This is a genomic window from Bartonella sp. AA89HNZF (assembly GCF_042196905.1).
Taxonomy (GTDB): domain Bacteria; phylum Pseudomonadota; class Alphaproteobacteria; order Rhizobiales; family Rhizobiaceae; genus Bartonella.
In genome coordinates this window covers 1-22769 of the sequence record NZ_JBHIRD010000002.1, presented here as the reverse complement: position 1 = coordinate 22769, position 22769 = coordinate 1, and the positions used below count along the sequence as shown (strand labels likewise).

General features: G+C 39.3%; 21 protein-coding genes. 5 read left to right on the top strand and 16 right to left on the bottom strand.

Annotated elements, in window-relative coordinates; genetic code table 11:
* Positions 1–16 precede the first annotated feature (16 nt).
* The gene (locus ACFIN0_RS01105) at positions 17–760 is read right to left on the bottom strand and encodes a 16S rRNA (uracil(1498)-N(3))-methyltransferase (protein ID WP_375610067.1); all 744 of its coding nucleotides are present in this window, start codon (positions 758–760) and stop codon (positions 17–19) included.
* 235 nt (positions 761–995) lie between these two features.
* Between ACFIN0_RS01105 and ACFIN0_RS01100 the strand changes: the two genes are divergently transcribed.
* A complete protein-coding gene (locus ACFIN0_RS01100; RefSeq protein WP_375701737.1) occupies positions 996–1139 on the top strand; it encodes a hypothetical protein in 144 nt (47 codons plus the stop codon).
* Positions 1140–1458: 319 nt separating this feature from the next.
* Here ACFIN0_RS01100 and ACFIN0_RS01095 read toward each other — a convergent pair whose 3' ends face one another.
* On the bottom strand, positions 1459–3339 hold the full coding sequence (locus tag ACFIN0_RS01095) for an AsmA family protein (RefSeq protein ID WP_375701736.1): 1881 nt from the start codon (positions 3337–3339) through the stop codon (positions 1459–1461).
* Positions 3340–3645: 306 nt separating this feature from the next.
* Here ACFIN0_RS01095 and folD point away from each other — a divergent pair, with 306 nt between their 5' ends.
* A complete protein-coding gene (gene folD, locus ACFIN0_RS01090) occupies positions 3646–4545 on the top strand; it encodes a bifunctional methylenetetrahydrofolate dehydrogenase/methenyltetrahydrofolate cyclohydrolase FolD (RefSeq protein ID WP_375701735.1) in 900 nt (299 codons plus the stop codon).
* Positions 4546–4605: 60 nt separating this feature from the next.
* On the opposite strand, the gene edd is transcribed toward folD, so the two are convergent.
* The 5 genes from edd to ACFIN0_RS01065 all read right to left on the bottom strand — a co-directional run bounded on the left by edd (position 4606) and on the right by ACFIN0_RS01065 (position 11562).
* Positions 4606–6429: a phosphogluconate dehydratase gene (gene edd, locus ACFIN0_RS01085; RefSeq protein WP_375610064.1), complete on the bottom strand. Its 1824-nt coding sequence runs from the start codon at positions 6427–6429 to the stop codon at positions 4606–4608.
* 55 nt (positions 6430–6484) lie between these two features.
* Positions 6485–7237, bottom strand: coding sequence for a 6-phosphogluconolactonase (gene pgl / locus ACFIN0_RS01080; RefSeq protein WP_375701734.1), 753 nt, complete (start codon positions 7235–7237; stop codon positions 6485–6487).
* A 10-nt stretch (positions 7238–7247) separates the two neighbouring features.
* Positions 7248–8720, bottom strand: coding sequence for a glucose-6-phosphate dehydrogenase (zwf, locus tag ACFIN0_RS01075; protein ID WP_375701733.1), 1473 nt, complete (start codon positions 8718–8720; stop codon positions 7248–7250).
* Positions 8721–8839: 119 nt separating this feature from the next.
* The gene (locus tag ACFIN0_RS01070) at positions 8840–10129 is read right to left on the bottom strand and encodes an NAD(P)/FAD-dependent oxidoreductase (protein ID WP_375701732.1); all 1290 of its coding nucleotides are present in this window, start codon (positions 10127–10129) and stop codon (positions 8840–8842) included.
* Between the two features lie 5 nt (positions 10130–10134).
* Positions 10135–11562, bottom strand: coding sequence for a glutamine synthetase family protein (locus ACFIN0_RS01065; protein WP_375606455.1), 1428 nt, complete (start codon positions 11560–11562; stop codon positions 10135–10137).
* A 1589-nt stretch (positions 11563–13151) separates the two neighbouring features.
* On the opposite strand from ACFIN0_RS01065, the gene ACFIN0_RS01060 reads away from it, so the two are divergent.
* From ACFIN0_RS01060 to ACFIN0_RS01050, 3 genes are all read left to right on the top strand, one after another.
* Entirely contained in the window at positions 13152–14573 is a 1422-nt protein-coding gene (locus ACFIN0_RS01060; RefSeq protein WP_375701731.1) for a coproporphyrinogen-III oxidase family protein, read from the top strand.
* Positions 14574–14583: 10 nt separating this feature from the next.
* Positions 14584–15804 carry an MFS transporter gene (locus ACFIN0_RS01055; RefSeq protein ID WP_375701730.1) on the top strand — a complete coding sequence of 407 codons (1221 nt, stop codon included), beginning with the start codon at positions 14584–14586 and terminating at the stop codon, positions 15802–15804.
* A gap of 781 nt (positions 15805–16585) precedes the next feature.
* Positions 16586–16732, top strand: a complete 147-nt coding sequence (locus tag ACFIN0_RS01050) for a hypothetical protein (RefSeq protein WP_375608561.1) — start codon at positions 16586–16588, stop codon at positions 16730–16732.
* A 46-nt stretch (positions 16733–16778) separates the two neighbouring features.
* On the opposite strand, the gene ACFIN0_RS01045 is transcribed toward ACFIN0_RS01050, so the two are convergent.
* The 9 genes from ACFIN0_RS01045 to ACFIN0_RS01005 all read right to left on the bottom strand — a co-directional run bounded on the left by ACFIN0_RS01045 (position 16779) and on the right by ACFIN0_RS01005 (position 22599).
* Positions 16779–17171: a hypothetical protein gene (locus ACFIN0_RS01045; RefSeq protein ID WP_375701729.1), complete on the bottom strand. Its 393-nt coding sequence runs from the start codon at positions 17169–17171 to the stop codon at positions 16779–16781.
* Positions 17172–17617: 446 nt separating this feature from the next.
* A complete protein-coding gene (locus ACFIN0_RS01040; protein WP_375701810.1) occupies positions 17618–17854 on the bottom strand; it encodes a hypothetical protein in 237 nt (78 codons plus the stop codon).
* Complete coding sequence (locus ACFIN0_RS01035; protein WP_375701728.1) at positions 17779–17973, bottom strand: NAD(P)H-dependent oxidoreductase; 195 nt, start codon at positions 17971–17973, stop codon at positions 17779–17781. Before ACFIN0_RS01035 ends, ACFIN0_RS01040 begins: the two co-directional genes overlap by 76 nt.
* 351 nt (positions 17974–18324) lie before the next feature.
* The gene (locus ACFIN0_RS01030) at positions 18325–19668 is read right to left on the bottom strand and encodes an MATE family efflux transporter (RefSeq protein ID WP_375701727.1); all 1344 of its coding nucleotides are present in this window, start codon (positions 19666–19668) and stop codon (positions 18325–18327) included.
* A gap of 122 nt (positions 19669–19790) precedes the next feature.
* Positions 19791–19931 carry a hypothetical protein gene (locus tag ACFIN0_RS01025; RefSeq protein WP_375701726.1) on the bottom strand — a complete coding sequence of 47 codons (141 nt, stop codon included), beginning with the start codon at positions 19929–19931 and terminating at the stop codon, positions 19791–19793.
* 589 nt (positions 19932–20520) lie between these two features.
* Positions 20521–20898 (bottom strand): hypothetical protein, encoded by a 378-nt coding sequence (locus ACFIN0_RS01020; RefSeq protein ID WP_375701725.1) that lies wholly within the window; start codon positions 20896–20898, stop codon positions 20521–20523.
* Positions 20899–21223: 325 nt separating this feature from the next.
* Positions 21224–21706, bottom strand: coding sequence for a hypothetical protein (locus ACFIN0_RS01015; protein WP_375701724.1), 483 nt, complete (start codon positions 21704–21706; stop codon positions 21224–21226).
* Between the two features lie 405 nt (positions 21707–22111).
* The gene (locus ACFIN0_RS01010) at positions 22112–22282 is read right to left on the bottom strand and encodes a hypothetical protein (RefSeq protein WP_375633523.1); all 171 of its coding nucleotides are present in this window, start codon (positions 22280–22282) and stop codon (positions 22112–22114) included.
* 65 nt (positions 22283–22347) lie between these two features.
* Positions 22348–22599: a hypothetical protein gene (locus ACFIN0_RS01005; RefSeq protein WP_375701723.1), complete on the bottom strand. Its 252-nt coding sequence runs from the start codon at positions 22597–22599 to the stop codon at positions 22348–22350.
* Between the last annotated feature and the right edge of the window lie 170 nt (positions 22600–22769).

Sequence of the window (22769 nt, the reverse complement as noted above, 5' to 3'; positions counted from 1 at the left end):
TGATTTTACAGACTTCTCAATCCATTGCCCAATCCCCCACGGTAGCATTAAGAAGAGCCAAAGCAGCAACAGCGGCAGTGTCAGCGCGTAAAATACGCGGACCTAATGATATTGAAACCACAAAAGGATGTTTTTTTAAAAAGCTCCGCTCTTCTTCACTAAACCCACCTTCTGGTCCAATGAGAACACCAGGTGTTGTAACGTCACGCTTTTTAAAAGAAGGTAATGGATTATGCGATTTATGCTCTTCATCACAAAAGAATAAAGGCTGTGTCTCATCCCACTGTGCTAAAAGTTCTGCTAATGATAGAGCAGATACGCATTCAGGAAGAGATAAAATTCCACACTGTTCAGAAGCTTCAATAACATTGGCTTCCATACGCGCCATATTGATACGCGTAACCTGCGTATGATGCGTTATAACAGGCTGCAAAATCGATACCCCCATTTCAACAGCTTTCTGCACCATATAATCCAACCGCGCGTTTTTGAGTGGAGCAAAGCAATAAATAAGATTGGAATGCGTCGTTTGTAATCTTTCTTGATGGATAAGCTGAACCACAACAAATTTTTTCTTAACAATGATAAGTTTAGCAAGCCACTCACCATCCTGTCCATTAAAAAGTAAAATTTCTGCTCCTTCTTTCATACGCAAAACATGCACAAGATAAAAAGCTTGTGCCCCCTCTATCTTTATTTCTTCATTCAAAGCCAATGTCTGTCGAATGAATAATCTTTTAAGTTTATAATTTATGCGCATAAAAATTTTGCCAATGCTCACTATCGTCATCGAGAAAATGAAGAAAAATATATAGCAAAAAGAAAAAAATATATCTATAGAACTATAATATATTAAAGAATTATAGAGTTTTTTTAGCTTTATGAGATAATAATAGGAACTTATAGATCCTTAAGTGATTCTGCTTTCATAAAAGTTTAAATAATGCACCATTCATCTTTGCATTCAGTCATTGATGCATCCGTGGAGGAAAAATATGTCTGCTAAAAAAGCTACAATTATTACGATTACAACCCTCTTAGCCTTTATTTTGATTACAGTGGGAATTGGTTCTGTTGGAGCAGATGGAAAGCATACAATTACCAAAGATGGCTATGGTATTTCTTCTGAGATTCAATAAGCACTGACCGACATCCCTTAAAAATTTAGTGTAACAAAATATTGCTAGCAACCTTCTAAGACTTGCATCAATATTATGAATCTCTTGTATTTAAAAGATTTTATAAGAAGCGCTGTTCTTCCTCTCTTCACTCGTTTATCGACATACCAACCACGCTTATAACGTAGAGGACGATTTTTATGACTCTATCACGAATAGATTTAAAATGAGAGAATCTTACGATAGTGGAATTTCTTATTTAAGTTTAAAAACAACTTTAAATTGTAAACGGATGAGTTATAATTATAAAATAAAATGTTGTATAGACGAAAAACAATACTCAATCTGTATCAGTGGCTTTTGTAATTAAAAAATTACCATGATCTTGTCCTTTAGAGCTCAGAGAAAATGTAAAAGGCCATGCAAGGCTGTTAGCAAGGCATTGAACATCTTTACATAAAGTGTCTGATCTATAATTTTTTCGTAATTGTGCCTGTAGTATCAATTCATTCTGCTTCCCTTGAGAAATAGCAGTTGCAATAGCTCCCTGAATGGATAAACTCAAGTCTGCTGTATGCATCAATGACTCTGTCACTTTCATCACACCTTCTGAAAAGCTTGTCTGGATATCCCAGTGATCAAAAGTTGTGGAAAGAGAATCATCATTTGTTAAAAGAAATTGTTGTTTGTTTGAAAGTCTTGTTTGTAATTCATTCAAATCATACCCTAATAGCCAACCAGAAGACATCTTTAATGTTAATTCACTCTGCATTTTTGTAAAAACTTCCATCCAAGAATCAGCCAGTGTCTGTATCGTTGCAGTAAAATTCGTTTTGCTTTGTATAAATGGAATAAATCCTAAAGCTTCTAGAGCTTCCTGCATATCAATAGAAGCACCTGAAATATTTCCTCCAATACGCACTTTCTGTCCAACTGGCGTAACTTCAATATTACTTTGAATGGATCCACCCCAAATATTCGCATGCCCAAGATCAAAAATACCATGCCCATTTTTTATTTGTATTGCAGCAGCTAAATTTGTGAGTGAAATATTCCCTATTTTAGTTTGTGGTGCAGAAAGTCGTACATCCACCCCAATACAATCAAAATTTGTCATATCAAAAAATGAATTTTTCTTTTTGCTTGAAAAAAACATTGAGCCCAAAATGCTAGAATCTAAGTTATCAAATGCTAAAGAGCCCATAATATTTGGTACAGAATCTTGGAAATCAAGTTCTAAAGCCCCACGCGCACTAGTTTGCCCCATCGTAAAGGTAACATTATTCATTTGGATATGCATTGGTTGCGCTAAAAAATGAGATTCCCATACAATGGGTATTTTTAATTTATGTCCCCAAAACTGATTCCCACCAATCCAAGACAATGTCTGATTCCATCCCGGAGAACGCATCGATACCTTTCCATCAAAAATATAATATTCAGATAACCGAGCCTGTCCTGTAAACGTTATTCCCCCACGCACAGAATTGAGACTTGCCTTAATCTGGCTTTTTCCTCCTGCAAGAAGCAGCAATGCTTGAGAAGCATCAATTGATAACTTTGTAAATTCTCCGCGCCAACGAGCATCTGCACGCAAGCGTACTTCCTCAGTCGATTCAGCCCAATCTAAAGTCGCATTTAATCCTGTTATTTTTTCTGCTACTCCCGAAAAACTATCGTGATACACAAGAACTCCATTTTCAATAACAATCCTCCCAAAAGGTTGTTTCAAAAGATGCTCTAGCTTTGGATGTTCAGGATTATTTTTTAATATTTCACGCGCATTGCGTATTGCCAATCCTAATGCACCTTGTGAGCGAGAAAATCTATCAAAAAAATCTGCTATTGTTTTAACGGGCTTTTCCATAACAAATTGAGGACGCATAATCCGCGTCTCTGAAAAAGAAATATGTCCCCAAAGAAGATCGACGACAGAAAGATCAACTTCTATTGATTCAGCTTCCAATAATGGCGTAACATCATCTATTTTTGATGTTAAAGTAACGCCGGAAAGAAATGCTTTAGGATAAGGGAAAAGATGTAACCGCGGTGGATCACGCAGTTGTACATTATAACCCGTCCATGCACTCAAATCCTGTGCTAAATGAATACGAATCGCATCTGTAGAGACAAGATAAGGTAAAACGAGAATCCCCACTCCAAATAAAAAGATAATTGTAATAAAAATTCCGCTCAAAAATTTTATTATTCTGATGTGCACAACATCCCTCTGCAGTTATCCCCCTATAACAGATTAAATACAAAATTAAATGATCGTTAAAAGATTTTTTATATCCTTATAATTCGCCTTATATATTTTATATCTTCATTATTTTTATTCTTTATCCAAAGTTTATTCAAACAGCAATGTTGCTGCTTCTTTATAAAGCAATTATTTAAAAGTCTCCTAAAACTATAAATCCACAACCTTATCAAACCATTCTTACCGTTATTGCTATAAAACTCTATCGTATCATTAGAAAATGCTTTACAAAAAAACAAACAGCCTGACCGAAAGGATCTCTGAATGAATAATATTATCGACGGGAAAAAACTTGCTGAAGAGATTATCGTAAAAGTTAAGGCCGAAACAACAAAGCTCCGCCGTCACTATAATATACAACCTAGTATCGCCGTTATTATTGTTGGAGATGATCCCGCAAGTCAAGTATATGTCGCCTCAAAAAATAAAAAAGCCGAAGAATGTGGGTTTCTTTCAATCAAACATGTCGTTTCCAAGGAAACCGAAGAAAAAGAACTACTTCAACTTATTGCAACATTAAACTCTGATCCAAAAATTCATGGTATTTTGGTACAGCTGCCTCTCCCTGCTCATATGAATACAAACCGCGTAACACAAGCCATTGCTTTTCAAAAAGATGTTGATGGTTTTCATTATATTAATGTAGGAAAACTCGCGGCAAATGCACTTGAAGATGCTATTATTCCCTGCACACCAGCTGGTGCCATGATGATGATTGAACAACAATGTGGGCAAGATTTATCTGGACTTGATGCTGTCGTTGTTGGACGCTCTAATATTGTTGGAAAACCTATGGCTGCTCTTTTAACAGCAGCCAATGCCACTGTGACAATTGCCCATAGTCGCACCCGAGATCTTGATGATGTGTGTCGAAGCGCTGATATTCTAGTAGCAGCTGTAGGCCGCCCACAAATGATTAAAAAAGACTGGGTGAAAAATGGTGCAATTGTTATTGATGTCGGTATTAACCGCGTTGCTGCACCAGAAAAAGGTATAGGGAAAACACGTCTTGTTGGTGATGTCGATTTTGAAAACGTAAAAGAAAAAGCTGCTGCGATCACCCCTGTTCCAGGAGGCGTTGGACCAATGACAATTGCCATGCTTATGGTTAATACACTCAAAGCTGCTGCGCGATCACACAATCTTCCTATACCAAAATTCTAAGAATTGTAACAATTCATTTTGCATGGTTTCATTGCATATGATTTACCATTTTTACATTCGTCATGTCATAAAAACAGATGCCCCTTGATCTGCACGATTAACGGATTGACGAAACACATGAAAAAGTTCGCGTCCAACACCATGTTCATTTTTTGAAAGATCAGGAGGCGTGGTTGTTCGCGCGTTAAATTTTGCTAAATCTTCCAAAAGAGTTAATTTACCCCCATGAACATCAAGGAAAACAATGTCACCATCCTGCAAACGTGCAATGGGGCCATTATCCACTGCTTCTGGTGTCACATGGAGAGCAGCAGGAATTTTTCCTGATGCCCCTGACATACGACCATCGGTTATCAATGCTACCTTTTGACCGCGATCTTGTAAAACGCCTAAAATGGTCGTTAATTTATGAAGCTCTGGCATACCATTGGCTTTTGGTCCTTGATAGCGAATAACAGCGATAAAATCTTTATCATGCAACGCTCCAGATTTAAAAGATTTTTGTAGTTCTTCTTGATCATTAAAAACAAAGACTGGTGCTTTAATCTGCCAATACTCTGGTTTAACAGAGGAAACTTTTATAATAGCTGTTCCCAAATCTCCCGATAAAACGCGAATACCCCCTTCAGGCTGAAATGGCTTTCTCCACCCCGCTAACACCTTATAATCACCACTTTCCTTGAGAGCCGCTTCACGTACCACATGACCATCAGCAGAAAGCTTTGCTTCAATTGCATAAGCATTGAGATCTTTACCAAAAACAGTAGAAACATCTTCATGTACCAAACCTGCCTCAATAAGCTCGCGAATAATAAATCCCATCCCCCCCGCAGCATAAAAATGATTGATATCTGCTAAACCGTTAGGATAAATGCGCGCTAAAAGAGGCACAACGGATGAAATTTCTGCAATATCATGCCATGTCAATTTAATACCGCAAACAGCAGCTATAGCAATCAAATGAATCGTATGATTGGTAGAACCTCCTGTTGCATTTAATCCTACAATAGCATTCACAAAAGAACGCTCATCAATGATCATACCAAGTGGACTATAATGATCACCAAGATCTGTCATTTCAAGTACACGTTTCGTGGCTTCTTTTGTTAAAGCATCACGCAACGGTGTATTCGCATTAATAAAAGAAGCTCCCGGCATATGAAGCCCCATCATCTCCAGTATCACCTGATTAGAGTTAGCTGTTCCATAAAATGTACATGTTCCTGGTCCATGATAAGAACGTGCTTCTGATGCTAGAAGTGTTTGACGATCTATTTTATTTTCTGCGTAAAGTTGACGTATCTTCGCTTTTTCATCATTACCTTGACCACTTGTCATAGGACCAGCAGCTATAAAAATTCCTGGTAAATGACCAAATGTTAGGGCACCAATCAATAAACCTGGCACAATTTTATCACACACCCCAAGATACAATGCTGCATCAAAGACATCGTGTGATAAGCTTATAGCTGTTGCCATTGCAATTACTTCACGCGAAAAAAGGGAAAGCTCCATCCCCGCATTTCCCTGCGTAACACCATCGCACATCGCGGGAACACCACCTGCAACCTGTGCAACACCACCAACCATACGGGCCGACTCTTTAATTAAGTGAGGAAATTTTTCAAAAGGTTGATGTGCTGAAAGTATATCATTATATGCCGTGATAATGCCAATATTCCCAACGATATTTCCCTTCAAACGCTCTTTATCTATTGCACCACAAGCAGCAAAGCCATGAGCCTGATTGGCGCATCCTAAAAAACTCCGTTTGGGGCGATGAACTTGTGCTTTCGCAATACGATCTAAGTAAATTTCTCGTGTTGATCGAGAACGTTCATAAATCCTTCGTGTAACTGTAGCAATTGTCTTGGAAAGTGCCATATTTCTCTCCCCCTTTCATTGTTTCTTCCCCTCATTAATTGAGAGAGATTACGTTTTATTCACCTTGTGTCGCATATTTTGATTCACTTATTTCATTTTCTGCAGGCGACCAATAAACCTGAACGAGATGAGGGGAATTACGCAAAATTGCCCGAATAGGCATTTCTGTTTCAGCCCCATCTTGACAAGCTTCCTCAAAACAATCGCGTTTCTGAAGACCCTCGAAATGGAGAATAATGCAACGAGATTGCATAATAACTGGCAAAGTTAGTGAGAGTCTTGGCTCAACAGCACTCTTAGCATGAAGGGGTAAAACAAGTGCTTGTGTTCGTAAATCAAGCGCTTGCTTTAAACGATCAGCATCAGGAAAAAAAGAAGCCGTATGTCCATCCTCCCCCATTCCTAAAACAACAACATCAAAGGGTTTAGGCAAAGTATTAACACGACTCGCCGCTGAAAAAGCAGCAAGTTCAGCAGTAATTGCTTTATGATAAAGCCCTACAAAACGTGCTTTTTCTGCAAAATTTTGTAACAAATGACACCGTACCATATGTTCATTTGAACGTTCATCGTGTGTAGGAACAAAACGTTCATCGACCAAAGTGATAATGATCTTTTGCCAATCAATATCCGCTTTTGACAAATAATGAAAAAACAATTCTGGTGTTTTACCACCAGACACCGCTAAAACTGCTCTCTTGCGCTCAAGAACAGATACACTAAGCTCTGCGGCTACTCGATCTGCTAATGCCAAAGCTAAAGTCTGAGGGGTTTCAAAGTCTAAACGATCAATATTCATTCTATACATACTTATTGCTCTAAACTAAATTGTTCCATATACGTCCATCACGTTCTATGAGGCTCATCGAAGCAGACGGCCCCCACGAACCAGCGTTATAACTGTGAACAGGCTGTTTTATTGTTTCCCATCCCTCAATGATTGGATCAATCCAACGCCAAGCAGCCTCAACTTCATCACGACGCATAAACAGTGTTTGATCTCCACGAATAACATCCATTAATAAACGTTCATAAGCATCAGGATTACGTTCAGAAAATGCGGAAGCAAAACTCATGTCTAATGGAATGTGACGAAACCGCATACCGCCATAACTTGGATCCTTAATCATCAACCATTGTTTTACACCTTCATCAGGTTGGAGACGAATTACAAGCCGATTAGAAAAAATTTCATCTAAATCCACATTAAAAATATTATGAGGAATAGGTTTAAAAACGACAACAATTTCAGACATTCGCGTGAACATACGCTTACCTGTTCGTAAATAAAAAGGCGTATTGGCCCAGCGCCAGTTATCAATCTTAACCTTAAGCGCAACAAATGTTTCGCTCTCACTCGCTCTTCCCAGATCATCAAAATAAGACTCTACAGATATACCATTTGATAGACCAGAAAGATACTGCCCACGTACAGTATGCTGCCCTACATTATGGACATCAAGCGGTGTCAAAGAATGTAAAACTTTAAGTTTTTCATCGCGCACAGCATTAGCACTGTTGGTAAATGGTATTTCCATCGCAACCAAACAAAGTAACTGTAGCATATGGTTTTGAACCATATCGCGTAGAGCACCAGTGCTTTCATAGTATTCTGTACGCCCCTCTAACCCTAAAGATTCAGCAACGGTTATTTGAACATGATCAATATAATTGGAGTTCCATAGCGGTTCATAAAGTGTATTAACAAACCGCAATGCCATTAAATTTTGAACAGTTTCCTTCCCAAGATAATGATCAATGCGAAAGATCTGCTCTTCATTAAAGGCGCTTGCAAATACATCATTAAGTGAAATAGCTGTTTTTACATCGCAACCAATTGGTTTTTCAATGATAATCCGTGTTTGTGCTGTCACCAAATTATTTTTTCCCAACTTCATCGCAATATCAGTAAAAAGTGACGAACCAACAGCCAAATAAAAAGCTCGAATATCTGCTGAATCTTGTGATAGAAGGAGGGCTAAATCCTTCCACCCTCGATTTGAGGTAACATCAACAGAAACATAGCTTAAACGTGCAAGAAAACGATTGAGTTCTGTTGAATTGAGATCTTTTGGATGGATATGTTTTTCTAAAGAAATGCGGACAAAATTTTGATATTCTTCACGACTTAGGGAAGTGCGCGAAACCCCAATAATACGTGTTGGCTCATTGAATTGCCCAGCACACTGACAATGATACAAAGCCGGCAAAAGCTTGCGCGACGCCAGATCACCATTGCCACCAAAAACAATACAATCAAAGGAAGAAACTGGAATAATTTTACGCACCATGAACTTGTTTATTTTCCATTCGATTATGAAATCCCATATCACTTATAAAAGCTTTCATCATTAAAGCAGACAGATACTAAATAAGCCATTAATTTTCTTCATTTCAAGCAATGTTTCCATTAAAGGCGATCCATTAAAGAAAACCAACGCATTGCTAAAAATATAAGCGGATAACGCAAAACGCGTCCCCCCGGAAAAGATGAAATCTTTAAGTCTTGGAAATAGGAAAAACGTTCATATTTTCCAGTTAACCATTCTGCGTATAATTTTCCCACGAAAGGAGCCAACATAACGCCATGCCCTGAATAACCACCACAATAAGTTATCCTTGAGAAAAGTTGGCGAACATAGGGCATGCGCTCAACTGTGATGGCTACCGTTGCTCCCCACCGATGGCTTAAATTGATAGAATGTAATTGAGGATAAATTTCAACAATTTGCCGTTTTATACGTTCATCTAAATTTAGAGGATGCTTATTATCATAACTTTCTACACCACCAAATAAGAGACGATTATCAATGCTTTTGCGAAAATAGCGAACCATAAAACGGGAATCATCAACCGATTCCCCCCCTATAAGAATTGAACTATGCTTTGGTAATGGATCCGTTGCTCCAATATAAGAGCGAATAGAAACAATATTTTTTTCAATAAAACGCTCCAGACCAAGTTTATACCCATTTGTTGCAAGTAAAACATGCTCTGCTGTTACACTGCCTTTTTCTGTTATTACTTTCCAATGGTCTCCCTTGCGCCTTACGGTCGTTACTTGTGACTTCTCATAAAGCTTAGCACCAGCATCTTGGGCTTTTTTTGCCAATCCAACAACCAATTTTAAGGGATTTATATGGCCGGTATCCGCATCATAAATACCACCACAATAAAAAAGCGATCCAAGTCGCTCAGATGTTTCAGCCTTATCCATAAAAGTAAGCGCGTGATAGCCATAACGCTGCATCGCCTCAATATGCCGTTGATAAGAGAGAAGATCACGCCTTTTATGGGTCACAGAAAGTTGTCCTACTATCAAATCACACTGACAATCAGGCATCGCGCATAACGATAAAATATCTTTTTTAGCTTCTTCTGCTAAATCAAACAGAACCTTACTGCGCTCAAAACCATATTTTTTCTCTAATGTTTCTACCCACTGCCGTTGCCCCGTTCCTAATTGACCACCATTGCGCCCTGAAGCGCCATCACCAAAACGTGATGCTTCAAACAAAACAACATCCACTCCAGCTTTGGCTAAATGATAAGCAGCTGAAAGTCCCGTAAATCCACCTCCGATAATGACCACATCACACTGTCTGTATTCATCAAAACGTGGATAAGAGGGGCGCTCTTTTAAAGTATCTTCATACCAAGAAATTCCTGGAGAAATTGGATTATCATCAATCGTTGTCATAAAATTTAAACATTCAGCAGGAGATATTCACGCTCCCACGGACTAATTACTTCCATAAAAGTTTCAAACTCTTGTCGTTTGATTGCAGCATAAGTACTGACAAACACATCCCCTAAAATAGCATGTATTGCTGTATCTTGTTCAAACAAATTAACTGCCTCAATGAGTCCACGCGGTAACTCAATATTATCAGCATTCACATTATTTGTCGTTGGCTCATCTGGCTCAATTTTTTGCTGTAAACCAATGAGACCACACGCTAAAGAAGCTGCAAGAGCTAAATAAGGATTCGCATCTGATGAAGGAAGCCTATTCTCGACACGACGCGCTTGAGGAGCAGAACGAGGAACACGAAAAGCTGTCGTCCGATTATCATATCCCCACCGCAAATTAACAGGAGCCGAATTATCAGGTACAAGACGTCGATAAGAATTCACGTAAGGCGCAAGCATCACAAGAACCCCTGGCATATGTTTTTGCAATCCACCAATAAAATGCCGAAAACAGACACTTTCTTCACCATTCTCCTGTGTAAAAATGTTCATACCCGTTTTCTTATCAACGACCGATTGGTGAATATGCATCGCAGAACCTGGCTGCCCCTGAATGGGTTTTGCCATAAATGTCGCATACATATTATGTTTCAGTGCTGCTTCACGAATTGTTCGTTTAAACATAAAAACTTGATCCGCTAATTCAATAGGATCACCATGACGTAAATTGATTTCAAACTGACCTGCTCCTTCTTCATGAATGAGTGTATCAATTTCCAATCCTTGTGCCTCTGAAAAATGATAAATATCATCAATCAAATCATCAAATTCATTCACACCAGCAATTGAATAGCCTTGCCCTCCACCAATTGAACGCCCAGAACGACCAACCGGTGAAACTAAAGGGTAATCAGGATCGGGATTTTTTTGTACCAAATAAAACTCAATTTCTGGTGAAACAACTGGTTTTAAACCCATTTTTGTGTAAAAATGAACCACCGTTCGTAAAACATTGCGTGGTGTATAATCCACAACCTGACCATTTTGATACACAAGATCACAAATCACCTGTGCCGTAGGAGCATCTTCCCATGGCACAATGCTTAACGTAGAAAGATCAGGCTCAAGGCGTAAATCACCATCTGCTTTAGGATATTCAAAACCATGACCATCTTCAGGATAATCCCCTGAAATTGTTGCCATAAAAACTGCTGAAGGCAATGCCAATGATGTTTCCGATGTAAATTTTTTAGAAAGCATCATCTTACCCCGTGGAACTCCTGCTTGATCAGGCGTAATACATTCAATATCCTCTACCTTACGAAAAGAAAGCCATTGTGAAACCTGTTCCCAATTATTCACACCACGTAAACTTTTGAGAAAACGAGAGACAGGTTTAAAATTCTTACTTTTCGTTTGTTTAACATTTTTTACAGCCATAACATACCAACTTTAAAAACAATTAAGTCCTATTTTTATTGTATCAGCCCATGCATAAACGACACAAAAAAAATTTATCAACTGATATTTTTGAAGAATACTATAAGATTCATCAAGGTAAAAGAATTTTACGCTCAACAAGCTATCCTATCACCATAGTGAAAATTGGTACTGCACGCGATACATCGGTCGAACCTTCTCCTTATATAAAACAGTGCGAAATACCATAGGGAACATAACCTAATTCCGATTCAAATAATCATATACAAGCAAACATTGGCGAGAATAATAAAGGCGAGATATTTAATTTCCTTTTGGTTGTAGCAATGCTTAATTAAAAGAAAAGAAACTTTTTTAATATGAAGCAAGTTTTGTAACTCTATTGTTATCCACATAGAAGTAAACACCCTAGGATGGTGAGTAGCCTTTACAGCTAGTGCTTACAAACACTCACCCCGCCATAATATGCGTAAATGTATTTTCAGGATAAGTCATACGCTCAACATTTCCGACATAAAACTTAACCATCGCCTGCATAACAGAGCTATCAACCTTGTTCTGAGCGGATGGTACGACTCTGCACTTATATCAATTCCCACCGCTTGACATTGCACTTCGCACACAATATTTAGAGCTGAGAATCCAGTAGAGCATACCAAATCCAATAGATAGGATTTTTTGCTAATTGCGCCATACGTGATTCAACATTTGATAATCTCCAGCCCACTAAGAGGTGTGTTATTTATATCTAAAAAGCCCAAAAATCAGGATATGAAAACACAATAATATCAATTTTCTTTGAACTAACGTCCTTCATCATCGATCTACCACCATCGTAAAATCTTTTTTGTATCAGTTGCTTTCACATACTTTGACTTATGATCTCGTGATACTGTGCAGACCGAGCACACGCCCCCCATGCAAATGCACCCCATTAAGCCTAATCCTATTGGATTCTAGCAAAGACAATGCAGCACGTAACTTCGTCGCAGTCATACCAAAACGCGATCTATCCCCGTTTGCCAGTACATGACACAATCTCAATGAGATTTTAGGTAATATGTCAAAATGGCGAGCAAGAGCGATGATGTCATGTCATTCAATAATATTATCACACTGGACATTTATATGTTTTCTAATAGATAATTCTATCTCTTCTCGAAGTTTTACAGGGATATTAAAAAATATATCTCTACCTTTAAAACCATCTTTTTGCGCTAATGACATTTCATAACCAGACGCAAATTGCAAGTCCCAGCAACATAACAATGATGCCCCGCATGTCCATTAAAATACCCTGCTTTTTCTCGCCCTAGGCATTCATAGCCCGACCACGTAAAACAGGATACCAATTACAATATCAGACCATAAGGCAGCAAGAGAAAGTTTTTTTATATTTTTATCTTTCCATTGCCTCTTAAACAAGCTAGCCTGTTCATATAATAAGTTATATGTATAATACATATAACTTCTACAAAAGGAGGATTCATTATGTTCCGTGAAAATCTTTGGTAATACACTCGGGTGATTGGGTCACCAGTCGCCTGTCAATAATATAGTGCGAGTTAAGAAATTGGGGGAGGTAAGCTATGCAACTCGTGGATCATCCTTTTGTGAAGTTCGATCAACTCAAGCCGATTTACAACTTCACATATCCGTTATTTCGCACTATTTCAAATGAATTTTACGATTACCTAGACTTTAATAAACTAGCGCACAGTAAGCAGATTCCACAAGCGCGTACCATTTCTCTTTATTTGCATATTCCCTTTTGCGAAACCATCTGTTCCTTCTGTCCCTTTCAGAAAGGGGCCTACAAGCACGTTAAACAAATCGAATCTTATATTTCAGCGCTTACCACAGAGATCAGAAACAAAGGAAATTTCATTCGCTCGCTTAGAGGGCCCATCCGCAGCATCTATATAGGGGGTGGCACACCGTCGCTTTTGTCCGCAGATAATATCCGACACATCGGAAAAGTATTGCATGCCGAATTTGAGCTCTCTTCCTTAGCCGAATTTACACTGGAAAGCGAACCGAAGAGCGTCACACGTGATAAACTTTATGCTGCCCGTGAGATCGGCGTTAACCGGATCAGCTTCGGTATACAGAGTTTCATTGAGCGTTTCCGATCATTGTTTAACCTCACCTCAACACGTGAACAAATCAACAATACCGTGGCTTGGTCACAAGAGATAATTGGACATGTCGGTTTCGACCTACTATATGGCATACACAGCCAGCAAGCCGAAGAACTATTATACGATTTGAAGCAAGCCAGCGAGCTTCACCCTGAAACCATCAATCTCTATGCAATTAACAATCTGGCTATCACGTCGCAACTGCATAAGTCTTACGCACAAAAAGGGCTTAAACCGTCCAGCCTACAGCATCGACAGATGCTTCGCTTATTTAGCGACATCGTTATGCGCAGCTGCGGCTATACGCCGTGTAATGGGCATTCCTATATCAAAATTGCCAACAAAACTCGTCTAACGCTCGCTAAAACGAGTTCAGCTAATTATTTCCGCTATCACAAATATTTGCATGGTTATCATGACGATTATGTCGTTGGCTTTGGGGCGTCAGCACTGTCGATTCCCAGCTCACTCGTCACACGAGCCAATCCCTATCGAAGCGGATACATTACCGACATACAACTTAAAGGCAAATCCAAAGTATACTACAATTGGGTATCAGCGGAGCAACAAGCCTCCAAAGCGTTGTGTATGCGGCTACCTTATAACGGCCATGCCGAAAAAGAAAGAATTGACTGGACCGCACTTCCCTCTTTCGTATACAATAACCTACAACAGCTCATAGATGCAGGTCTCATCGCAGAAAGTGATAACAATCTCCAGCTGACTCAGCGTGGTTGGCAATGGTATTCCAACCTTATGTATTTTCTTCTATCTCAGGAAGACAGGAATATCTTGGACGGCTATGTCTCAAACATGCTGAATACAACCGCCGTACTTGATGGAACAGTGGAAACCTGTGTGGCATCTTAAGGAGAACAGAATGTTCACGCTTTTTTCCAACAAGAACATACGCTATTTTTGCCTAACCGTTAGTCTGCTCGCCTTACTCAGCGGTGCTTTGCGCACTGCCATCCCGCTATTAGCAAGACAATCTGGATATGGCGTAGTCGGAGTAAGTTGGGCGCAAGGTCTCTTCTCATTAGCGTGGCCAATTTTCGGCATCCTTGCAGGCGTTTTACTTGATCGCTGCGACAAAATAAAACTTGCCACCTCAGCTCTCTTCATCTTCATGCTACTGCATATTGTCCTGTTCATACTACTTATGATACAGATTACTCCAGCCGAACAAATTTTCTTCTATGCAACCATTGCTGGATTCATCGTCGTTTCTGCCGAAGCTTATATAATGACGATTCCACCACTTATCATGGAGGGAGAGCGATTGATGACCTTCTACTCTATTGTCTTGTTTTTAGATTTCGGGGTCTCCTATTTTCTTGCCCCTGTCATAACAAGCAGCATTTTAGCGCATAGCACACTGCTATTTCTCGGCCTGTTAATCGTGCTTTTTATCGCATTGATTTTTACCGCTCGCCATGCTGTTCCGACATCGCCAACACCTGATAAAGAAAACATCACTTTCCGTTATATCATTGCCGGCTTTCATTTCATTTTTTCAAATCGGCATCTTACCTCCCTTACATTACTCACATTCTTTCTATCGGTGGTATTTGGAGCATTCCTAACCTCATTCATCTTCTTCGTTACCGACAGTCGGTATCTGGGCCTACATAGCAGCCAATATGGTGTGATGTTTGCGGCCTACGCACTTGGAACAATGGCAGGTGCCCTATTTGCGCCGCGTATACGCTATGCACCGGTGCGCCTAGCTGTTCTCACTGACGGTTTAGGAACGGTTGTCTTGCTGCTGATTCCAGCCTTTTCAAAAAGTGCTGTCGTCGTATGGGGCGTCACCTTTATCGCTGGCGTTGGAGCAAGCTTATGGTTTATTGGTGTTACCGCCTTCAGGCAGCGCCTCACACCAAAGCAACTTCTCGGGCGAGCTAATTCTGCTTTTCGGGTGATAGGCTATGCTGGAACGCCGGTCGGAAGCTTTTTGGTCGGCATCCTTGGTTCTTTTATATCATTGCAGTTTGCTGCCACCTTTATCGCTGGACTACTATTGGTGGCTATCGCGATAACGCTTCCTTTTCTTTGGCAGGCTGATCATATAGACATACCCAACCCTGCCACGAGGTAACAGCTGCTTTTAAAAAAAGACACGGTCAAAAAAGGCACACATACCCTATTACGCAATCGATTGATTTATTCTTTGGACGAGAAAATTATCACCATAATGGCTGATAGAGCCAGCGGCACTATAGAAGCAGCCAAACAAACGCTAAAGACAAAACAGCCCCTTTACGTTGCATTGGGCGATGATCCAACGCCTATATGAAGGATGCAGAGAGCTTATAGCGTACGAAGTGCAATTCTTAACTAAAAACTCCGCCCTAGCAATGCCTACTTATACTCCAGTTAATCCGTCACCCGCTGGACATCAAATGCCTCACCCCTTTACTGCTCCTCAAAATACATTTTGCTTCACTTACGCGCCGTATTCTTCCTTTGTAATTAAAAGAGCAGCCCTCCTTTCCTAGTTTAGGATCTCTGCCTACACAACGCAGCAACAGATACGACCATATATGCAATCACGCCTTAGGACCTGCATAGTAGAAAGCTTAGTTCGAGAGATTCATAAAGCCTATATCCCAATAAATTTGCCGCCCAATCCATCTTTTAAAAGGGCGGTTTTATATAAACCGTTAGAGCAAGCTATGAAATCCTTAGGTGTATTAGAAATAATTGGCGGTTTTTACCTCAGACCAATGTTGATTAACTTTTACTCGTACATATACGCAAGCGGTGCTACTCTTTTCTCAGATAAAAAGGATATAATCGTTACCATCTGACCTATTATTGTTTGAAAATAAAAAAAAAGTATCAGTACGACTGATGATATTGAAGAGCTATCTCATTATGTGGCTGTACTTAATTACGGCATTGGGAAGCTAGACACGCAATCACCCGTTTCTGCGCGCCTTCTGCATGATATTCATAAGATTTTATTACGCGATAAACGCGGTACATCCAAAAGCCTTGGCGAATTTCGCAAAGCACAAAATTAGCTTGTCGGTACGCAACTAAAGACAGCCTCATTCGTACCGCCCACTCCTACCACAGCCCCCCTACTCTCTCTACTACCATCCCCCGCTTAGTAGAATCGCGCCAGCTCATCACCGGTGCCTCGTTAAACACCACACCAGTCTCAAGGGCGGTAAAATGCGCCTTGCCGCATTTAATCTTCAGCATTTCTTTAAGTCGCAAATCAAACTCGCTATTCGTTCCTTTTGTTTCCAGCACAAAGTAAAGCTTTTGTTCGCCATCCCGCTCTAAAAAAAACGTCCAATCAGGCGTGTAAGAACCAATGGGAGTAGCTATTTTAAAACTTCTTGGCAGTTTAAAAAACAATCTTACATCAGAGTCATTATCGAGATTTTGCGCAAACTCTTTCTCAATACGGCTCTCACAAATCACATGATCATAAAGACTTTTCTCATTGACCACCGCCGGCCATATGATAGCCTTTTCCGACCTAATTTTACAGATGTGGGATCAATCTTATTGTGATGCGCACATCCAGAGATTATTTTATCCTCTGCATTAGAACCAAAAACATAAACAATACGCAAGCGGCTTCGGTAAGAAGGACAACCGCTCAATCTCAACCTACACGAAAATGCATGTGCAGGCGAATGCCCCCCATAATATGCAATATTTCAAGCCCGTCCATAGTGGTACCCCTTTTAAAAATTGTGCCTATGGCTTATAATAATCTCCAAAATATACATTTAGCCCTTATCTGAAATAACTCAATTTTGGATTGATGAGAACGAAAACGCGCTGCGATAATCACGTTGTTCAGCCCTAATAACCGGCGCAAGGAAGCCAACCTGCACCACCAACGACTAAATAACGGTATTTCCTATCATTTTTGATCATATCCTCCACCCTTATTGTTTAAAAATATATATTTCATCAACAAGATGTGCGCAGCGAGCCCGTACATTTACGCTGCTAAGTCTCCATGTACGGTTTTCATTCTCAAACGCAAAACCATCTTTAGCTGAAGCAACTTGATATTGCAGTGCCTGTCCATAAAGCATATGCACAACTAGCCAAATATACACAGGGCAGTGCGCATTTTTGGTTGTATTGTCATGAGAGAGAAGACCAAAAGCTTTATCCAAAAAGCATCATAATCTAAATTATCAAGAGCATTCTTCAAAGTCTCTGAATAAGACCTGTAATAAACAGGATTTGCAAAAATAACACCGTCCAGCAGCTGCGATTGTTTTGACAAATGCATGCACTTCAGCACCGCTGATTGTATTGTAATAACTTATAAAAACAACAACTTTTTTAAATGCCTCCTCAACGGCGTATGAATATAAGCACGTTTTTTCTCGTCATTTTTTAAGGTATTAAACTCTTCCAATCTACCGAACTTACTCTTAAATTGAAGCCGAATGATTTTAATAAATCCATATTATTTTAAAATTCAATAAAGAATATTGAGGCTACAATCAAAGGCACTTCTTTTCAATATTAAGCAAGTTTTGTAACCTATATTGTTATCTCCATAGAAGTAAAACAGCCTCTATGGACGGTGAATAGCTATGCCTTCACAGCTAGTGCTTTACAAGCGCTTTTATAACACTCACTCTACCCCAAACATAGGATTGCATTTTATTAAATAACCCACGCGCATATAATTAAAGATAGAAACGATTAAGCTTGCACCAATCATGCCAAGCCAATAGCCAATAAAGTCATATTCAAAAAAATGCGCCATTAGCGCTCCCCCAAATAGGCCTAACCCCCAATAACTTATTGCTACAACAATTGTTGACCAAAACGTATCAAGCAAACCCACAAGTATGCCATTGAGCATAGCTCCTAAAGTGCCAAAAGCAAAAGACAATAAGATGAATGGAAGCAACTCCCAAGAGAAAACAATAACGCGTTCTGAAGAAATATTAAAGATAGTTGTAAGGATAAATTCATAAGAGAGATAAACAACCACTGATAAAAATAAGACATAAGCTACAGCAAAAACTGTGACACTTATACGCAACTGTTTTAGAGCCATATTATTCCTATCTGCTCTATACCACGCTGCTATTGTCGCAGCTGCGCTGGAAATTCCCAAAGCCACCACAGAAATAAGCATATCGAGACGCATCCCTATCGTATGTGCAGCCAAAGATTCGACCCCATAAGCCGTAATCATAAATGCAATGACCGAAGGAAAGCCTTCCGCAATAAGAATACGTATACCAATGGGTAGCCCTACTCGCAGCAATTTTATTATTCGTGAAATCTCTAACTTTGGTCTCAAATAATTAAAGCGAAAAGAATGAAAAGCAGAATTGCGGGACAAAATTATTGCCGCAGCGATAACAATTAAAATACGGATCAAACTGCTCGCAACTCCAGCACCAAAGACACCTAATCCGCTCGCAGAACCTATACCAAAAATAAGCGGCCAAGAGATAAAAAAATTCACGATGATAGCTGCAAGCATAACCCAGGTTAAAGGCTGTGGATTACCAATTGCTGACAGCAATCCCCGGCTATTCACATAAAGATAAAAAAACACCACTCCTATAGCAGCACCACTATTATATTCCTGCGCTATATTGGCAATTGTCCCATCTTGGCCGAGAAAACACAAAATATTCCTCGTGTTGAGTAAAATGATCGCACTCACCGTTCCAATCAAAAGGGAAAGCCCTATTCCTTGATCAAACCATGCCTTTAATGCATATCTATCTTGTCTACGAAAACTTTCCGCAAGTTTTGGTGCAACCGCGGTAATAATACCTAGCCCAAACAACATAACAAAACTAAATATACTCAGAGCTAACATTGTACCACTCAAGGCTTGCACGCCTAAATGCGCTACAAGCGCTGCTTCTGTGAAGGAAATCATCATCTGAGAGATAAACCCAACAGCCAGTGGCATGCCAAGAGATAGCAATTGCTTCATCACAACAAACATTGTGAATACCCTTCCATATTGAAAAGTGTATGAAGCTCGGATCTTTTAAACAAAACAATTGATTTGTTCCGTAAAATCTTTCCATCGCAAGTCTTGTGTAAAAGATGCATAATGAGAACGCATTAAGGTAAGAGGAGAAGCGCAATGCGCCTTATTGTTTTTTTTGGAATGCCATGCGTTTTTTGTACAACATTACACCCCCAAGCAGTTACAGTCGGTGATACAATACTCTTAGCAAGCGTTTGTTCGTCTTGCACATCCATTTTCAGTATTTCCAATAAAATTTTTTGGTACTGCAAGTAATACACCTGTGCTAACCTTTGCTTACTCGCTGCTTACATACGTAAAAAACAAAGCCGACCAAGTTGTCAAAAAACACAGGCATTAGCATTTTTACAATCCATTGTGCCTATACACCAATTAAAAAAGAGCGGTTATGATACATAAGACACCTCGATGCCCCACCGCTACGATCTAAAATTATGAAACTTTAGTTCAACAACCAACGCACAACATTTTACGGACGCAAAAGCACCATCTAGCACTCACTAGGAGAGCATTCTATAACTATACGCACCATGTCCACATCACAAAACCTATAGAGGCTTCATATGAATGATTGCCCTTCCCCAAAATAATAATTTTGGCCGCCTCCGAATCCAATCTGAAGTATTCATTTAACAACGCATCAATATCATATCCTCTTGATATGCTCATTCGCGATATTTCTAGCTAATAGCAGCACAATCATTTGGCGCATGCAAATCGATAAGCATCTCTACTAAAAAATCCATATAAGATGACCCACACACTATTTTTTCCTGTGTCTTTATGTAAGTCATAGGCAAAGTCCTATTCAACTGTATCTTCACTCTCAAACCTCCTCGTCTTTATTAACTTTTTATCAGTATAAAGCCAAGCCAAATTAAGCGGGATAATTAAACATATACAAATCAAGGCAAAACAAAAAGCTGCTTCTATACAAATATTATTTGCTAACCAACTAATCAGTACAAGCGCTAAAATACCAAAAATACGCGCAAGAAAACTAACAACGGATAAAACCGTATTTGCATTATTTTGTTGAATATGTTTAAAAAATTCTGCTTCAAACTGCGTCATAGGAACAGAAAAAAACTGTGAAATACGGTGAATAAAATAATAGGGGCCCTGCTGTTTGCAACGAGAAGCAGAGCAAGCATAACAACAGCACTCAGGACGAGTGAGCACAAAATTATCACCATAGGAGCATATTTTTGCATAAGATATTTAATTACAAAGCGATTAAATAAGTATTTTACGAGAGTATAAGACACAAAGCACAGGCCAAGAATAAGAATTTTAGTCTTTCCTGTCGCATTGTCTAATACTCCTGTCTGTCCCAAAATAAAAGGTTGCCAAAAATGAAATATTGGCTGCAATGCAGCAACAATAAAACCACATATCAATATATAATATAACCCGATTTTTGAGGTAACTAAATAAGTAAAAGCTTCTGTTGCATGCAACAAAGAACCCGAGTCTATTGACTGACTATCCGAAGCGGATGCAATACCTATCCCGTCACCCGACTAAAAAAGAATACAAGCATGAGAAACCCGAAAGAACAAAAATAATATGCCGACTGATAATTATCCATACACAAAACAATAAGAACACCTAGTACACCAGCAATCATATTCATGAATGCCGTTAGTTCCCGCTTATAGGCATTTACTTGGTGGTCGATCAAACTACTCTTGTAACCACCGCTGTCGATTAAGCCTTTAATCCATGTGCTATCAGCACCAGAAAATAAAACAAAGCCTAAAGCATAAATAATTTCTGCCGGAATTAAGACAGAAAGATTAGGCGCGTAGATACATAAAAAGAAGAAGAGCGAAAAAAAGAAACATGAAAAGATAACATTTTGTTTAACGCCGATTTTATATCCTAAAATCCCACAAGGCACTTCAAAAATACAAATAACCGCGCTAAACACAATTTGCAATAAGGCTAACTGTGCTATATTAACGCCCATAAACAAGAAAAAAAGCATGGAAGGGACCTATAATCAGCTGGACCCCGCTCATTGCCCCACAGCCATAGAGCAATTTTTTAACTTCATAATCTATTGTCATTAATATATCCAAAACCTATAAAGCTGGCGGTTTTTTTGCCGCCAGCTTTATATATTTTAAAACCTCAATTCAAAAGGGCACATCGAGCAGCCATTTTCTGCTCACTTACTCGAGCTTTGAGCGCAGCAACATCAACACGCTTAATTTTAATTTTTTTCAGTGGATTATACATATTTTAGTTTTCACAACTTTACCCCCGTATTAAATGAAAACAATTAAATTTAACATGAAGTGTACATTATAGCTACCTTTTGTCAATTTATTATCTTGATATAAAAAGCTTTGCTCTCCCCCTCACCCACGTTAAGTATTTCATGCACCAATCATTCTGCAACAACCACCGCAGCACTTGGAAACTCATGCGCCCCTTCGGGCAAAGTACGCTTATATTCACGCCAATTTATCACCGGCTGGTCGTTAAACGCAACGCTCGTTTGCAGTGCAGCAAAATGCGCTTTACCGCATTTAATCTTCAGTAATTCTTTAAGGCGCAAATCAAACTCGCTATTCGTTCCTTTTGTTTCCAGTACAAAATAAAGCTTTTGCGCGCCATCTCACTCTAAAAAACCGCCCAATCAGGCGTATAAGAACCAATGGGAGTGGCTATTTTTAAATTTCTTGGCAGTTTAAAAAACAATCTTACATCAGAGTCATTATCGAGATTTTGCGCAAACTCTTTCTCCACACTGCTTTCATAAACCACATGATCATACACACTCTTCTCACTCACACGACAAGGCATTGATTTATAATGATAATTCACTGTTTTGCATATTGAATGAGAGTCTCGAATAACGTAAGATTCTCTCATTTCAAACCTCTCTATGTTGAATCAATCAAAATCATTCCTTTGCACGTCACAAGCGGGATGAATGTGTGGATAAAATTTATATAAGAAAGGACTAAAAATGGCTCTTATGAACCGTCTTAATGCAAGATCTGTCGCAACATTGGGGGCTGGCAAATATAATGATGGTGCTG

Coding starts and splice junctions, on each gene's coding strand:
- ACFIN0_RS01105 (WP_375610067.1), bottom strand. CDS start 760: ATGCGCATAAATTATAAACTTAAAAGATTATTCATTCGACAGACATTG.
- ACFIN0_RS01100 (WP_375701737.1), top strand. CDS start 996: ATGTCTGCTAAAAAAGCTACAATTATTACGATTACAACCCTCTTAGCC.
- folD (WP_375701735.1), top strand. CDS start 3,646: ATGAATAATATTATCGACGGGAAAAAACTTGCTGAAGAGATTATCGTA.
- edd (WP_375610064.1), bottom strand. CDS start 6,429: ATGGCACTTTCCAAGACAATTGCTACAGTTACACGAAGGATTTATGAA.
- pgl (WP_375701734.1), bottom strand. CDS start 7,237: ATGTATAGAATGAATATTGATCGTTTAGACTTTGAAACCCCTCAGACT.
- zwf (WP_375701733.1), bottom strand. CDS start 8,720: ATGGTGCGTAAAATTATTCCAGTTTCTTCCTTTGATTGTATTGTTTTT.
- ACFIN0_RS01070 (WP_375701732.1), bottom strand. CDS start 10,129: ATGACAACGATTGATGATAATCCAATTTCTCCAGGAATTTCTTGGTAT.
- ACFIN0_RS01065 (WP_375606455.1), bottom strand. CDS start 11,562: ATGGCTGTAAAAAATGTTAAACAAACGAAAAGTAAGAATTTTAAACCT.
- ACFIN0_RS01060 (WP_375701731.1), top strand. CDS start 13,152: ATGCAACTCGTGGATCATCCTTTTGTGAAGTTCGATCAACTCAAGCCG.
- ACFIN0_RS01055 (WP_375701730.1), top strand. CDS start 14,584: ATGTTCACGCTTTTTTCCAACAAGAACATACGCTATTTTTGCCTAACC.
- ACFIN0_RS01035 (WP_375701728.1), bottom strand. CDS start 17,973: ATGCATTTGTCAAAACAATCGCAGCTGCTGGACGGTGTTATTTTTGCA.
- ACFIN0_RS01030 (WP_375701727.1), bottom strand. CDS start 19,668: ATGTTTGTTGTGATGAAGCAATTGCTATCTCTTGGCATGCCACTGGCT.
- ACFIN0_RS01025 (WP_375701726.1), bottom strand. CDS start 19,931: ATGGATGTGCAAGACGAACAAACGCTTGCTAAGAGTATTGTATCACCG.
- ACFIN0_RS01015 (WP_375701724.1), bottom strand. CDS start 21,706: ATGCTTTTTTTCTTGTTTATGGGCGTTAATATAGCACAGTTAGCCTTA.
- ACFIN0_RS01005 (WP_375701723.1), bottom strand. CDS start 22,599: ATGAGAGAATCTTACGTTATTCGAGACTCTCATTCAATATGCAAAACA.